The sequence below is a fragment of the Bradyrhizobium amphicarpaeae genome (assembly GCF_002266435.3).
In the GTDB taxonomy this organism is placed as follows: Bacteria; Pseudomonadota; Alphaproteobacteria; order Rhizobiales; family Xanthobacteraceae; genus Bradyrhizobium; species Bradyrhizobium amphicarpaeae.
The window spans coordinates 2,111,738-2,126,854 of the sequence record NZ_CP029426.2 but is presented as its reverse complement, the minus strand read 5'-3'; the positions used below and the strand labels follow the sequence as shown (position 1 = coordinate 2,126,854).

Annotated in this window: 11 protein-coding genes; 2 read left to right on the top strand and 9 right to left on the bottom strand. The window is 65.4% G+C overall.

Annotation, left to right across the window (positions count from 1 at the left end; translation table 11 throughout):
* Positions 1 to 104: 104 nt before the first annotated feature.
* Positions 105 to 1,049, bottom strand: coding sequence for a hypothetical protein (locus tag CIT40_RS09890; protein ID WP_094892261.1), 945 nt, complete (start codon positions 1,047 to 1,049; stop codon positions 105 to 107).
* Positions 1,050 to 1,215: 166 nt separating this feature from the next.
* Between CIT40_RS09890 and CIT40_RS09885 the strand changes: the two genes are divergently transcribed.
* A complete protein-coding gene (locus CIT40_RS09885; RefSeq protein ID WP_094892260.1) occupies positions 1,216 to 4,692 on the top strand; it encodes an indolepyruvate ferredoxin oxidoreductase family protein in 3,477 nt (1,158 codons plus the stop codon).
* An 81-nt stretch (positions 4,693 to 4,773) separates the two neighbouring features.
* Here the strand turns inward: CIT40_RS09885 and CIT40_RS09880 are convergent, their stop codons facing one another.
* The 4 genes from CIT40_RS09880 to CIT40_RS09865 all read right to left on the bottom strand — a co-directional run bounded on the left by CIT40_RS09880 (position 4,774) and on the right by CIT40_RS09865 (position 9,908).
* Positions 4,774 to 6,495 carry an FAD-dependent oxidoreductase gene (locus CIT40_RS09880; protein WP_094892259.1) on the bottom strand — a complete coding sequence of 574 codons (1,722 nt, stop codon included), beginning with the start codon at positions 6,493 to 6,495 and terminating at the stop codon, positions 4,774 to 4,776.
* A gap of 59 nt (positions 6,496 to 6,554) precedes the next feature.
* Positions 6,555 to 7,574 carry a S1C family serine protease gene (locus tag CIT40_RS09875; protein ID WP_094892258.1) on the bottom strand — a complete coding sequence of 340 codons (1,020 nt, stop codon included), beginning with the start codon at positions 7,572 to 7,574 and terminating at the stop codon, positions 6,555 to 6,557.
* A gap of 93 nt (positions 7,575 to 7,667) precedes the next feature.
* Entirely contained in the window at positions 7,668 to 8,117 is a 450-nt protein-coding gene (locus CIT40_RS09870; RefSeq protein WP_094892257.1) for a gluconate 2-dehydrogenase subunit 3 family protein, read from the bottom strand.
* Between the two features lie 192 nt (positions 8,118 to 8,309).
* Complete coding sequence (locus CIT40_RS09865; RefSeq protein ID WP_094892256.1) at positions 8,310 to 9,908, bottom strand: GMC family oxidoreductase; 1,599 nt, start codon at positions 9,906 to 9,908, stop codon at positions 8,310 to 8,312.
* A 201-nt stretch (positions 9,909 to 10,109) separates the two neighbouring features.
* On the opposite strand from CIT40_RS09865, the gene CIT40_RS09860 reads away from it, so the two are divergent.
* The gene (locus CIT40_RS09860; RefSeq protein ID WP_094892255.1) at positions 10,110 to 10,898 is read left to right on the top strand and encodes a thermonuclease family protein; all 789 of its coding nucleotides are present in this window, start codon (positions 10,110 to 10,112) and stop codon (positions 10,896 to 10,898) included.
* A gap of 219 nt (positions 10,899 to 11,117) precedes the next feature.
* Here CIT40_RS09860 and cyoD read toward each other — a convergent pair whose 3' ends face one another.
* From cyoD to CIT40_RS09840, 4 genes are read right to left on the bottom strand one after another with little or no spacing between them, the layout of a single operon-like run.
* Complete coding sequence (cyoD, locus tag CIT40_RS09855; protein ID WP_094892254.1) at positions 11,118 to 11,504, bottom strand: cytochrome o ubiquinol oxidase subunit IV; 387 nt, start codon at positions 11,502 to 11,504, stop codon at positions 11,118 to 11,120.
* Positions 11,501 to 12,142, bottom strand: coding sequence for a cytochrome (ubi)quinol oxidase subunit III (locus tag CIT40_RS09850; RefSeq protein WP_094892253.1), 642 nt, complete (start codon positions 12,140 to 12,142; stop codon positions 11,501 to 11,503). The genes cyoD and CIT40_RS09850 overlap by 4 nt, the downstream gene beginning before the upstream one ends.
* Positions 12,139 to 14,142 (bottom strand): cytochrome o ubiquinol oxidase subunit I, encoded by a 2,004-nt coding sequence (cyoB, locus tag CIT40_RS09845; protein ID WP_094892400.1) that lies wholly within the window; start codon positions 14,140 to 14,142, stop codon positions 12,139 to 12,141. The genes CIT40_RS09850 and cyoB overlap by 4 nt, the downstream gene beginning before the upstream one ends.
* Entirely contained in the window at positions 14,132 to 14,965 is an 834-nt protein-coding gene (locus tag CIT40_RS09840; protein ID WP_094892252.1) for a cytochrome ubiquinol oxidase subunit II family protein, read from the bottom strand. Before CIT40_RS09840 ends, cyoB begins: the two co-directional genes overlap by 11 nt.
* Positions 14,966 to 15,117: the final 152 nt, after the last annotated feature.

Here is a 15,117-nt window from a genome sequence, read left to right as displayed (position 1 = left end):
GGCCAACTCCCGTAACAGGTACCGGTCGATCCTAACGCCCTCTGAAGTTGAATTCCACTGCGCAATTGGTCAGCGCCTCGGTGTCAGCGCTAGCCCGCGCCCACTCATCCATACAGCCGCCGATACTCCTCTTCATACGGCGCGTAGGAATCCTTCAGCGTCGCCATGTTGAGCAGCATGGTCGCCACCACCGCACCCGCCTTGTCGAAAACGCGCGTCCTGGCCCAGGCACTTTCGGTGCGGCGGCTGCCGGAGAGCGCGACCACCTCGCGCTCGACCTCGTAGTCCTCATCGACGAAGAGCGGGCCCTTGATCAGCCGGATCTCCTGATCGGCGAACAAGCCGACGGCCGGCCCCTTGGCCGGCAGCGGATCGTCCTTGGAGCGGTACTGGAAAAGCACGCTCAGCATCTCCATCGGGATGATGGCCCTGCCCCACGGATTGTCGGCGCCTGAGTAATAAGGCGAGTTTTCGGTGATGACGGCGAGCTTCTGCCGCAGCGAGAAGGGATAGAGGTCGCCCATGGTCTGATCGAACGCCATGCGGACGGTCTGCCGCTTGCCGGTATGCGCCACCTTGACGTCGCGCAGGATCACGGGGTCGGCGAGCGGCTTGAGCTCGGCGAGGCGGGCCTCCAGCGCAGTCGCTGCATGCGGTTCGCCAACGGAGGCCGTGCCGCGCAGTACCTCGGTGGCGTCGCGCTTGACCATCTGGATCTGGCACTGGCTTGTCCCGGGCAGCGGCTTCGACAGGATCGCCTGCACCTCCTCACCCTCATAGCAAACGCTGCGATAATGCGCGGACAGGCAGCCAGTCTCGAACCAGGCCTGTCCCCACAGACGCGCGCCGAGCGGGGCGAACTGGCTGAAATGCGTCGGGCCTTCGATGGTGCCGCCCTTGAAGCCGAGCTTCTGCGCGGTGGTGTCGTCGTGAATGGACGCGTGCGCGTCGTAGGTTTGCGCCTGCAGCATCTGACGCGGTTGGCGCCAGGGCCCGATCAGGGCCTCGGCCGTCTCGGCGATCTCGGTCTCGAATGCATCTGCAGCCATGATGTTCTCCGCTAGCAAGCCATGACTAGCAGGAGCGCCACGGATGCGGCTAGCCGTATTGACTTCGCCGGCCCATGCTCTTGACTGCGCTCTTCCGCTTCGCAAAGCCGCAAGCCTCCCGCGGCGCAAAATCCCTCGCCGGACCAGGACAACAAGGATCCCCGAAATGACGCTGTTGCAGGTCGAGCTGGACGATAAATACCGGCTCGAATCGAAGCGGATCTTCCTGTCCGGCACACAGGCCCTGGTCCGCTTGCCGATGTTGCAGCGCGAACGCGACCGGCTCCAGGGCCTCAACACCGGCGGATTTATCTCGGGCTATCGCGGTTCCCCGCTCGGCATGTACGACCACGCGTTGTGGCGCGCGAAGTCGCACCTCGCCCAGCACGACATCGCCTTCGTCCCCGGCTTGAACGAGGATCTGGCGGCCACCGCGGTCTGGGGCAGCCAGCAGGTCGGGCTGTTTCCCGGCGCCAAGGTCGATGGCGTGTTCGGCGTCTGGTACGGCAAGGGCCCCGGGGTCGACCGCTCGGTCGATGCGCTCAAGCATGCCAACGCGGCCGGCACCTCGCTCAACGGCGGTGTGCTCGCGCTCGCCGGTGACGACCACGGCTGCCAGTCCTCGACGCTGGCGCATCAGAGCGAGCAGGTGTTCGCGGCGGCGCTGATCCCCGTGATCAATCCGGCGACGCTGCAGGATTATCTCGATCTCGGCCTCTTGGGCTTCGCGCTATCGCGCTTCTCCGGCTGCTGGGTCGGCTTCAAGGCGATCAGCGAGACCGTGGAAAGCTCGGCCTCGATCGACAGCGACCCTGAGCGCATCAAGATCGTGCTGCCCGACGATTTCGAGATGCCGCCCGGCGGCCTCAACATCCGCTGGCCTGATCCGCCGCTGGAAGCGGAGAGGCGCCTGTTCGGGCCGAAGATGGCCGCGGTACAGGCCTTCGCCCGCGCCAACCAGCTCGACCGCATCGTGCTCGATTCAAAGCCGGCGCGGCTCGGCATCGTCGCGACCGGCAAGGCCTATCTCGACCTCCGCCAGGCGCTCGCCGACTTGGGAATCACCGACAAGGACGCGCAGGATCTGGGCCTGCGCATCTACAAGGTCGCGCTGACCTGGCCGCTGGAGGAAAGCGGCGCCAAGCGCTTCGCCGAAGGGCTACAGGACGTGCTCGTGGTCGAGGAGAAGCGCGGCTTCATCGAAGACCAGCTGATGCGCATCCTCTACAACATCGATGCGTCGAAGCGCCCGACCGTCACCGGCAAGCGCGACGAGCGCGGCGCACCGCTGCTGCCGAGCGAGGGCGAGCTGACGCCGACCATCGTCGCCGGCGCGCTGGTGGCGCGCTTGCGCAAGCTCGGCCATCACAGCCCTGTGCTGGAGCAGCGCCTCGCGCGGCTGGAGGCCTTCGACAATCCGGTCACCACCAGCACCCAGATCAAGCTCGCACGCACGCCGTTCTTCTGCTCGGGCTGCCCGCACAATACCTCGACGCGCGTCCCCGAGGGCAGCCGCGCCATGGCCGGCATCGGCTGCCACGGCATGGCGCTGAGCATGCCGACCCGCCGCACCGATCTGATCTCGCACATGGGCGCGGAGGGCGTGAACTGGATCGGCCAGTCGCCATTTACCAACGAGAAGCACATCTTCCAGAATCTCGGCGACGGCACCTACACCCATTCCGGGCTTCTCGCCCTTCGCGCCGCCTCGGCGGCCGGCATCAACATCACTTACAAGATCCTCTACAACGACGCCGTCGCGATGACCGGCGGGCAGCCCGCCGAAGGCGCCTTCAACGTCGCGCAGATCGCGCATCAGGTCTGGGCCGAGGGCGTCAAGCGTCTTGCGATCGTCTCGGACGATCCGGGCAAGTACCCGCAAGGCAACTACTTCCCGCAAGGCGCGACCATCCATCACCGTCGCGAGCTCGATGCCGTGCAGCGCGAACTGCGCGACGTCGAGGGTCTCTCGGTCATCGTCTACGACCAGACTTGCGCCGCTGAAAAGCGCCGCCGCCGCAAGCGCGGGCTCTATCCCGATCCCGCGAAACGCGCCTTCATCAACGAGCTGGTCTGCGAAGGCTGCGGCGACTGCTCGCAGGCTTCGAACTGCGTCTCCGTGCAGCCGCTGGAGACCGAGTTCGGCCGTAAGCGCCAGATCGACCAGTCCAACTGCAACAAGGACTTCTCCTGCGTCGAGGGTTTCTGCCCGAGCTTCGTGACCGTGCACGGCGGTTCGCTCAAGCGCATGAAGACCTCGGCGGTCGATTCCGGCCAGCTGTTCGCAGATTTGCCGCTACCACCCGCGCGCGAACTGGACGCACCCTACAACATCCTCGTCACCGGCATCGGCGGCACCGGCGTCATCACCATCGGCGCGCTGCTCGGCATGGCCGCCCATGTCGACGGCCGCGGCTGCTCGGCGCTCGACTTCACCGGCCTGTCGCAGAAGAACGGCGCGGTGATGAGCCATGTGCGCATCGCACGGAGGCCTGAAGATATCTCCGCGGTCCGCATCACCACCGGCGGCGCTGACGTCATCCTCGGCTGCGACATGATCGTCTCGGCCGGCCCCTCCGCGCTGAGCCGCGCTGAGCGCGGCGTGACCAAAGCCTACATCAACGCCGATCTGCAGCCGACCGCGAGCTTCGTGCAAAACCCCGATCTCGATTTCGAGATGGGTACGATGCAGACCGTGCTGCGCGACGCCGTCGGCGACAAGAACCTCGATATCATCGATGCCACAGCCATCGCCGCAGCGCTGATGGGCGACAGCATTGCCACCAACCCCTTCATGCTCGGCTTCGCCTTCCAGAAGGGCGCGATTCCGCTGACGCTGGAGGCGCTGCTCCGCGCCATCGAGATCAACGGCGCCGCCATCGAAATGAACAAGCTCGCCTTCACCTGGGGGCGGCTGGCCGCCCACGACATGTCGCGGGTGCGCAGCGTGCTGCAGTTCAAGAGCCGCGCGTCCGCTCCGACCAAGTCCCTCGACGACATCATCGCGACCCGCGCCGAGTTTTTGACGAGCTATCAGGACAAGGCCTATGCCGACCGCTATCTCGCGGCTGTGATCAAGGTGCGGAAGGCGGAGAGCGCGGCCTCGCCCTCCTCCACGGAACTGACCGAGGCGGTCGCGAAGAACCTATTCAAGCTGATGTCGTACAAGGACGAATACGAGGTCGCGCGGCTCTACACCGATGGCAGCTTCGCCAGAAAGGTGTCGGAGAAGTTCGACGGCGATTTCAAGCTGAAATACCACCTCGCACCGCCGATCTTCGCCAAGCGCGACAAGACCACCGGGCATCTCCAGAAGCAAGAATTCGGCGGCTGGATGATCCATGCCTTCCGCGTGCTCGCCAGGCTCAAATTCCTGCGCGGCGGCGCGTTCGATCCGTTCGGCCGCACCGAGGAGCGCCGGACAGAGCGCAAACTGGTGGCGGATTATCTCGGCATGATCGACCAGCGCGTCGCTGCGCTGAAGGCGGAGCAGATCCCGCTACTGGCAAGGCTCGCCCGCGTGCCGGAGACGATCCGGGGCTTCGGTCACGTCAAGGAAGCCAACGTCAAGCTGGCAGCGGCCGAGACGGCGCGGCTGGAAGCGGAGCTGGAGAACAGCCGCTTTGCGACGGCGGCGGAGTAGCTGCGGCGCGGCACTACTCTATCCCCGTCATTGCGAGGAGTCGCTGCGCTCGCAACGACGTGGATATGGCGATGGCAACGATCAGGCAGATGCGCTCGCGGCGGCCGTCGCCGCCACCGCTCCCTCCGACAGATGCCGCCCGGCGATGTACCCGAACGTCAGCGCCGGCCCGAGCATGATCCCCGGCGCCGGATAATTCCCATTCATGATCGAGCCCATGTCGCTGCCGCAGGCGTAGAGACCCGCGATCGGCGTACCGTCCGCGCGCAGCACGCGGGCCTGCGCGTCCACCTGCACGCCGATCGCTGTGCCGAGATCGGCCGGGTAGATGCGCATGGCAAAGAAGGGCGCGCGGAGGATCGGCGCAACGCAAGGGTTGGGCTTGTGCCCGATATCGCCCAGATGGCGCTGATAGACCGTGCTGCCGCGGCCGAATTCAGGATCGCGCCCTTCTCCTGCGCCTTCGTTGTAGCTCGCGATCGTCGCCGCAAGCACCGGCGGTTCGACGCCGATCCTCACCGCGAGCTCTGCGAGATCGGGCGCCTCGATCAACTCGCCGCTCGCCACGTAGCGCCGATAACGCCGCGTGAACGGCTTGATGCGGCCGAGACCGTAGGCCCACAGGAACCGGCGGTCGCAGAGCAAATAGAACGGCCGGTCCGGCTTACCATTGCTCTCGCGCAGCATCGCCAGCACGAATTCGTGGTGGGACGCCGCCTCGTTGACGAAACGCCGGCCCGCTGCGTTAATCGCTATCACGCCCGGCTTGGCGCAATCGGCCATGTGCGGAAACACGCCGCGGCTGCCGTCGGCGCGGCGGAACAGCGAAGCCGGCACCCAACAGGCCGGGCTGGTCGCGTCCGTGTTGAGCGCGGCACCTGCGGTCGCCGCGAGCCGAATCCCATCGCCGGTGCTGGAAGGGTTGGCCGCCGAAACGAATCCAGCCGCCGCCGGGAAGCAGCGCTTCCGCAAGCTCGAATCGTGCGAGAAGCCGCCGGTCGCCAGCACCACGCCGCGGCGCGCTGCGATCGGCCGGTCGCGCGAGCCATGGCGGATGACCACGCCGCCGACGCGATCGCCCTGCATCGAGAGGTCTTCGACATCGGCGTTGAAGAGAACCTCGACCCGCCGCGCCAGCAGCGAAGCGTAGAGCCGCGCGGCAAGCGCGTTGCCGAGATACAGCGACGTTCCCCGCGGGCTGCGCAGCCGCTGCAGCGCATAGCGAGCGACCAGCCGTGCCGCGCCCAGGGTCGAACGCAGCGATTTTCCAACGCTGCGCAAATGCGCGACGTCGAGAGGATCGACCATCATCCCACCGAACGGCGTGAACTCCGGCGGTAGCGGCCGCAATCGTGCAAAAGCTTCACCCAGCTGCCTGCCATCGAAACCGACCGGCTCCAGCACGCGGCCGCCAGCCGTTGCGCCCAGCCGCTCCGGATAGCAATCCGGACAGGCCATGACCGGTTGGAGGCGAACTTCCGTATTGGCTTCGAGCCAGGCGATCGCCTCGGGCCCGCGCGCGAGGAAGGCGGCGCGCAAGCCGGCATTGACGGGCCCGGGCACCGTGCCCGACAGATATTGGACGGCATCCGCGACGCTGTCGGAGAGCCCGACCTCCTTCAGCTTGGCATTGGCGGGAATCCAGACCATGCCGGCGGACCACGCCGTGGTGCCGCCGACGAACGCGGTCTTCTCGATCACCAGCACGCGCAGGCCTTGCGCAGCGGCAACGGCCGCGGCCGTCATGCCACCGGCACCGGCGCCGATGACAATGACGTCGTAGGTCTCGTGCGCCGGCATCATGCGGCGGGTTTCCGGGGGCGAGGCATGACACCGTCATACCTCGCCTTGCCGGCCCGGCGCTAGCGCGCCGGCTTGCGCTCGATCGGATCGATGTCGATCGCCCGCAGGCGGCCGAGCCGCAGCACGTCCATGGCAAGCCGCCGGCCGATGCGGTCGCGGTCAAGCACGCGGATCAGATCGTCGACGCCGTTGATCTCGACACCGTCGAGCCTGATCACGACGTCGCCGGGCAACAAGCCCGCCTTTGCCGCGGGCCCGTCAGGCTCGATCTGGGCGAGCAGCGCGCCCATCTTGTTTTCAATGCCGGCCAGCACCGCGTGCCGCCGCGGCACCGGCGCGGTCTGTCCGGCAACGCCGATATAGGCGCGGCGGACATAGCCGTGACGGATGATCTCCGACAGCACGAATTGCGCGGTGTTGCTGGCAACCGCGAAGCAGATGCCCTGCGCGCCATTGATGATGGCGGTGTTGATGCCGATCACCTCGGCATTCGACGACAGCAGAGGGCCGCCGGAATTTCCGGGGTTGAGCGCGGCATCGGTCTGGATCACATCCTCGATGGTGCGTCCGCTGACCGAGCGGATCGAGCGGCCGAGCGCCGAGACCACGCCGGCGGTCACGGTCGATTCGAAGCCGAGCGGATTGCCGATCGCGATCACGAGCTGGCCGCGGCGCAAGGTCTTGGAATTGCCGAGCGCGGCATAAGGCAGATGGCGCGCGCCGTTGGCCCGCAGCAGCGCCAGATCCGTATCAGGGTCGACGCCGAGCACCTGGGCATCGCCGACATGGCCCTCCACGTCGCGCAGCCGGATCTCCTTCGAGGTGCCGACCACGTGGCTGTTGGTGAGGACGAGGCCATCGGGCGAGATCACGATGCCCGAGCCGAGCCCGCCGCGCTCGCGTCTGTCAGGCACTTTCGGCCCAGTCTCGACCCGCACGACGGCGGGACCGACGCGGTCGGTCACATCGATCACGGCATTGGAATAGGCGTCCAGCAACGCCCGGTCATCGGCCGGCGCAGATGCTGTCGTTCGCGATGACGAGGCGTCATCGACGATATCCGAGGTGAAGTCCAACATGGCAGGAGTCCCTTGAGGCTCACACAGATGGTGCCCTGCTCCTTGCCGCGCAAGGTGCCCGCCCCGGAGTGCAGGGCTGGACTGCCCGGATGGCTAGGGGACTTGCCTCAGCGAGCCGCCCCTCGCCCTGACCGGATCGAGCAGCGACCAGTCGCCGTCCGGCAGCACATGACCCTTGGGGAACGGCGCGCGCAGTTCGATCCCGAGCGAGCGCAGCACGCGGTCGTCGCGGTAGTAGCATTGCAGCACGACACGGACGAGCGTCGCGGCGGCGACGCCGCCAGAGGTGCGAAACTCCTGCGCCACCGCATCCCGTCTCGCGGCATCGAGCTCGGCGAGCGGCGCTCCTGCCAACCGCGCCAGATTATCCAGCGCCGCCGTGACCAATTTGGTGTCGCGCCCGAGCGTTGCCAGCATGTCGGCCTGGATCACGGGATCGTCGGCACCAGGCACCCGGTATTCGTCGCTGGCGGGAATGATCATCGCCGCAATGACGCGGAGATCATCGCGCTGCCGCGGCGTCAGGGAAAGTTGCTCAGACATTGTGTCCTCTTATGGCGCCACGATGAAGGTCTGCTCCCTCCCCCGCTCGCGGGGGAGGGTTGGGGAGAGGGTGTCTCCACGGAGGGACTCCCCCAGAGGAAAGAACCCTCACCCGGCGCTTCGCGCCGACCTCTCCCGCAAGCGGGAGAGGTGCACCGAGGTCGCCGCTCGCCTGGATCCACATCGCGCGCCTCAATCGAACAAATTGGCCAAACGCTGCTTCATCTGGTCGGCGATGTAGAGCGCGAGGGCCTGGATGGTGGAGGTCGGGTTCACGCCGCCCGAGGTGACGAAGATGCTCCCGTCGACGATGAAGAGGTTCTTCACGTCGTGGGTGCGGCCCCATTCGTTGACGACGGATTTCTTCGGATCGGTGCCCATCCGCGCGGTGCCGAGCAAGTGCCAGCCGCCCCAGGGGATCGGAGAGTTGACGCAGATGTCGGTCGCCCCAGCGGTCTCCAGAATTTCGCGGCCGCGCGCCAGCGCATAGTCCATCATCTTCTGACTATTCTCGCTGATGGTGTAGCTGATCTTTGGCGCGGGTATGCCGTGGCTGTCCTTCAGCACGGGGTCCAGCGTAACCCGGTTGTGCTCCTCCGGCAGATCCTCGCAGATCGCGGAAAATCCGAGCCGGTGGCCGTTCAGCTTGCGGAAGACACGGTGATGATCCTCGCCCCAGGGCAGAATTCCCCTCTGCTCGCTGACGACCGCCTCGAACACCGGCCCGGCGCCGCGCACGAACTGCACGCCGTAGCCGCGCACGAAGCCACGCGACAGGTCGGTGTCGTACCACTGCTTGCTCCACAGGCAGGTCGGCGGCGCACGGTTGGAGTCGGTCGGTTCCTTCACATGCCCGTAGATCTGCGCATAGGGATGGAACATCAAATTCTTGCCGACGAGGCCGGACGAATTGGCAAGGCCGTTCGGGAAGCGGTCGGATTTCGAGTTGAGCAACAGCCGCGGCGTGCCGACGCCGTTGCAGGCGATGATCACGACATGCGCCGGCTGAAACTGCTCGACGCCGTCCTTGTCGTAATAGACCACGCCCGAGGCCATGCCGTTCTCGTCGGTGGTGATCTCGCGCACCCGGCAATGGGTGCGAAGCTCGACACCGGCGCGGATCGCCTGCGGCCAATAGGTAATGTCGGTCGAGGACTTTGCGCCTTGCGCGCAGGCCGGCGTGCAATGGCCGAGATTGATGCAGCGCGCGCGGCCCTCATAGTCCATCGTCGCGACCGTCGTATCCGACGGCCACCAGTGCCAGCCGAGCTTGTTCATGGCCTTGCCGATGATGGCACCGGACAATCCCATCGGCTGTTGCGGCATCGGCGGATGCGTCAACGGCGAGAGCGGATCGCCTGACAGACCGGACGTGCCCATGATCCGGTCGTTCTCTTCGAAGAACGGGGTCAGCGCGTCGTAGTCGATCGGCCAGTCGTCGGCGACGCCGTCGAGCGTCCTCACCTTGAAATCGGAGGGATGCAGCCGCGGCCAATGCGCGGTGTACATCACGGTCGAGCCGCCGACCGCATTATAGTTCACGACCTTGATCGGCGAGCCGTCGTCGTTGATTGGATAGTCCTCGGGACGGCCGCGCACGTTCGGGCTCGACGACCACTCGCCGTAGAACTTGGCCTCCCAGTCGCGGCCCGTGCTGGGATATTCCGCCGGGTTCATCCAGCCGCCCTGCTCCAGGCAGAGAATGTGCATCTTGGTCTCGGCCAGCGACCACGCCACCGCCGCGCCCGAAGCGCCGGCGCCGATGATCAGGACGTCCACGGGGTCTTTCATCGCAATCTTGTCCTCCCGCCCTCGCCGCTTCCCGGGCGATTCGGCCTGCACGGTCGGCAAGGCCTGCGAACGATAGGGTCAGAGCGGGCGGGGAGTAAAGCCGCGGGGCCGGAATGTCGCACTTCGCAGGGCGCAGACCATTGGTATCGCCACATCCGGATGCTAGGAACGAGGTGCACGAGCCATCGATAGCGAGATCGTATGTCCTTCCGAAATGTCTTTGCCGCCGCCCGCGCTTTTGCGCTGATTTTGTTTTTCGCCTTGTCCGGATTTCTGGCGTCTGCCGAGCCGGCGTCCGCGCTGACCGCCGCCGCGACAGTCCGTGACGGCAACTCCGTCCAGCTTGGCGACGTCACCTACCGGCTCGACGGCGTCGACGCGCCCGAGCTGGACCAGGTCTGCATCGACGATCACGCCGATCCCTGGACCTGCGGTATCGAGGCCCGCGACCAGCTTGCGAAGCTGATCAACAAGCGCTCCGTGCGGTGCGACGATGTCGGGCCGGAGAAGAGTTTTGGCAAGCGGCACCGGGCGATCTGCACGGCCGAGGGCGACAAGGCGACCTTGAACGAGCAGCTGGTCAAGCTCGGCTTTGCCATCGCCCGCGAACCGATCAAGGCGAACGTCAAGCCCGCGGCGGGCGAAGCCAAGACGGCCTCGGCCGGAATCTGGAAGGGTTGCTTCGTTGCACCGCAAGACTTCCGCGCCGGCAAGAAGGACGGCGCGCTGCTCGGCGCCGCCTGCCGCGCCGACCGCGACAAGGAAATCCGCGCTGTGCTGTTCCCGGAGGACCTGACGATGCCGCCGAGTTGCAGCATCAAGGGCAAGCTCGCGGTGCGCGCCCGCGTCACCGGCAATATCGGCATCTATCATCTGAGGGGCTGCCCGAGCTACCCGGCGACCACCAAGCCGGACCGCTGGTTCTGCTCGGAGGACGACGCCCAGGCGGCCGGATTCCGCAAGGCCTACAATTGCCGCCGGCCAAAGTGAGCAAAGTCGCTCACGCAGCCAGGAGTGGTGGTCCGGGACCGTATTGATCCGGAATTGAACTTCATCGGGAGTTGCTGCATTTGTATGTGTACGCAAGCGCTTGCGCGGGCGTTTCCTTGGCAGCAATCCGGCTCCGGCCCGATTGTCTTGCTTGGGCGTTTCCTCCCTAGACTTGGGCCGCTTGTCAAAACAAGCGGCTCTTCTTTTTGGGCGGCTCCGTCACTGCATCCGCATGATGTGGTCCATCGGCGGCATGTTCGCGTTGAGATGCGCCATGATCCAGACGGTGCCACCCACGACCAGGAAGACCACCAGCAGTCCGAAGGCCAGCGCCAGCACGTTGTTGGTGTTGTCGGGGCCGGTCGTGATGTGCAGGAAGAACACCAGGTGCACCCCCATCTGCGCGATCGCCAGCACGATCAGCGCCACCGGAATGGAAGGCTGCCAGACCAGATCGGTGCCCGCGATGAAGAACGACGTCGCCGTCAGCACCAGCGCGAGCGCGAGCCCGACGACGTAGCCAAGGATCCGGGCGCCGACACTGTGTTGTTCTTCCTCGCCCGGTGCGAGGTCATGGTCGATTCGCACGTGGCTCTGATCGCTCATGCGGCGCTCCCAAGCAAATAGACGACGGAGAACACCCCGACCCAGACGATGTCGAGCGCGTGCCAGAACAGCGCGAAGCACATCATCCGGCGCAGGACGTCGGCGCGAAAGCCCTTCGCGAACACTTGCGCCATCATGGTGAGCAGCCAGAGCACGCCGGCCGAAACATGCAGGCCGTGGCAGCCGACCAGCGAGAAGAACGCGGTCAGGAAGGCACTGCGGGAAGGGCCATAGCCGCGCGCGACGAGGTCGGCGAATTCGCGGAACTCGATCACGAGGAATATGAGTCCCAACAGACAAGTCACGGTCATGCCGAGATAGAACCAGAACCGGTTGCGCACATCGGCAGCAATGCTGGCCATGCCACAGGTGAAGCTCGACAACAGCAGGCAGACCGTCTCGATCGCGACGTTTCTCTGCTCGAAGATCTCCGAGCCCCTCGGGCCGCCGGCGGTCTGGCCAGACAGCACCGCATAGGCCGCGAAGAAGCAGGAGAACATCACGATGTCGGAAAGCAGGAATATCCAGAAGCCGTAGGCGGTCACGATCCGTTTTGGCGCGGGTCCGGGATGCTCGATGACGAGCCCGACGTGATGGGGATCGGCCTGCGCGTGGCCGGCGGTCGCGGTCATCGTCATCGGGCTGCCCCCGCCATGCTGACGAGGTTGCGCCGCTCCTCGATATTGACGCGGTCGATCGATGCGACTTCCTCGGCCGGAATGACGTATTCGTCATGGTCACGCCAGGCGAACACCACGAACGTCGCCCACGCGCCGAGACCACCCAAAATCACCATCCACCAGATGTGCCAGATCAGCGCAAAGCCCATGATGGTGGCGAAGAACGCGCAGACGAAGCCGGTCGGGGAATTCCGGGGCATCTCGATGTCCTGATAGTCCGGCCTGTCGCGTTCGAGCGATTGCTGCTGGGCGCGGGCCTTCATGTCCCAATAGGCGTCCTCGCCGCGTACGTCGGGATTGAAGGCGAAGTTGAACACCGGCGGCGGCGACGAGGTTGCCCATTCCAGCGATCGGCCGTCCCAGGGATCGCCGGTGCGGTCGCGCAGCGCCTCGCGATTGCGGATGCTGACCACGATCTGCACGATCTGGCAGATCACGCCGATCGTCAGCACGGCCATGCCAATGGCTGCAACGATCATCCAGGGCCGCCACGCCGCGACGTCGTAGTGCTGCATGCGGCGGGTCATGCCGAGCATGCCGGCAATGTAGAGCGGGACGAAGGTGATGAAGAAGCCGAGGAAGGTGAACCAGAACGCCAGCTTGCCCCAGCGTTCGTCGAGGCGGAAGCCAAACGCCTTGGGAAACCAGTATTCGAAGCCGGCGAAGGCACCGAACAGCACGCCGCCGATGATGACGTTGTGGAAATGCGCCACCAGGAACATGCTGTTATGGAGCATGAAGTCGGCCGGCGGCACCGCGAGCAAGACACCGGTCAATCCGCCGACGATGAAGGTGACCATGAAACCGACCGCCCACAGCATCGGCGTCGCGAAGCGGATGCGCCCGCCATACATCGTGAACAGCCAATTGTAGATCTTCACGCCCGTCGGCACCGCGATGATCATGCTGGCGATGCCGAAGATGGCGTTGACGTCGGGGCCCGCCCCCATCGTGAAGAAATGATGCAGCCAGACCATGAAGGAGATGACGCAGATCGCCATGGTCGCCAGCACCATGGAGCGATAGCCGAACAGCGCCTTGCCGGAGAAGGTCGACACCACCTCGGAGAAGATGCCGAACGCCGGCAGCACCAGGATATAGACCTCCGGATGTCCCCAGGCCCAGATCAGGTTCATGAACATCATGATGTTGCCGCCGGCCTCGTTGGTGAAGAAATGGAAGCCGAGGTAACGGTCGAGCAGCAGCATCGCGAGCGTGGCGGTGAGGATCGGGAACGCCGCGACGATGAGGAGGTTGGAAGCCAGCGTGGTCCAGCAGAACATCGGCATGCGCAGGTAATTCATGCCCTTGGTGCGCAGCTTCAGCACCGTGGTGACGAGATTGATGCCGGCCACCAGCGTACCGACGCCGGAGATCTGGAGCGACCAAGCGTAATAATCGACGCCGACGCCCGGCGAATAGGACAGCTCCGACAGCGGCGGAAAGGCGAGCCAGCCGGTACGCGCGAACTCCCCGACCACGAGCGAGAGATTGACCAGCAGCGCGCCGGTCGCGGTCAGCCAGAACCCGACCGAATTGAGCGTCGGGAACGCGACGTCGCGCACGCCGAGCTGGAGCGGCACGACGAGGTTCATCAGCCCGATCACGAACGGCATCGCCACGAAGAAGATCATGATGGTGCCGTGCGCCGAGAAGATCTGGTTGTAGTGCTCCGGCGGCAGATAGCCCTGCGACTGGTAGGCGACCGCCTGCTGGATCCGCATCATGATGGCATCGCTGCCGCCGCGCAGCAGCATCACGGAGGCCAGCAGGATGTACATGACCCCGATGCGCTTGTGATCGACGCTGGTGATCCATTCGCTCCAGAGATAAGGCAGGTGCCCCTTCACCACGACCCAGGTCAGCACGCCCAGGATCGCGACCAGCACAATCGCGCCGGCGATGAGCGGTATTGGCTGATCGAACGGAATGGCCGACCAATCGAGCTTACCGAGCATCGTGCCCTCCACTGTGCGGACGTCCCGCATCGGAGATCAGCTCCGGCCCCGGCCCCGGCGGAATGTGCTGGTTTGCGATCAGGTCGAACAGCCTGGGGTCTTCGAGACGGTAGGTCGGCCTGCCCTTCTCGATGCCCTGTTGCATCAGCTTCCTGTAGCTGTCCTCGTTCAGCACGGCGTCGGACTTCGCCGTCGCCGCCACCCAATCCGGAAAGGCGAGCGGCGAGACCACGTTGACGTCGAACATCATGTCCGGAAAACCGTCGCCGGAAAAATGCGCCGACAATCCCTTGAGCTTGCCTTCATTGTCGGCGCGCAGGTTCAGCTTCGTCACCATGCCGTTCATGGTGTAGATCATGCTGCCGAGCTGCGGAATGAAGAACGTGTTCATCACGCTCGACGAGGTCAGCTGAAAGTTCAGCTCGGCCCCGGCCGGCACGGTCAACGTGTTGACGGTGGCGATGCGCTGGTCCGGATAGATGAACAGCCATTTCCAGTCGAGCGAGACCGCCTGGATCCGCACGGGGCTTCCGGTCCCCGGCACTGGTGCTGCGGGATCGAGCTGGTGCGAGCCGATCCAGGCGACGCCGCCGAGCAGAATGACGGTGAGCGCGGGGATTGCCCACACCACCATCTCGACGCGGCCGGAGTAGACGAAGTCAGGCCGGTAGCGCGCTTTTGAATTCGAGGCGCGAAACCAGAATGCAAAGCCGAGAATCGCGAAAATGGTCGGCACCACGATCACGAGCATGATGAAGACGGAATCGACCAGAATGGTGCTGTTGGCCGCGGCCACAGGCCCTTGTGGGTCAAGCAGATTCATCGGCAAGCCACTGGCGGTTGGGAAGCCCCTGGACACAGCCTAGCGCGGGAAAGGCTCCGCAACAAACGCAAGCGCGTGACAACGGTTCCGCCATATGCCCGGCTCAATCACCTGCCGTGCCGCCCGGCGGCATGCAATTCCATGCGATGTCA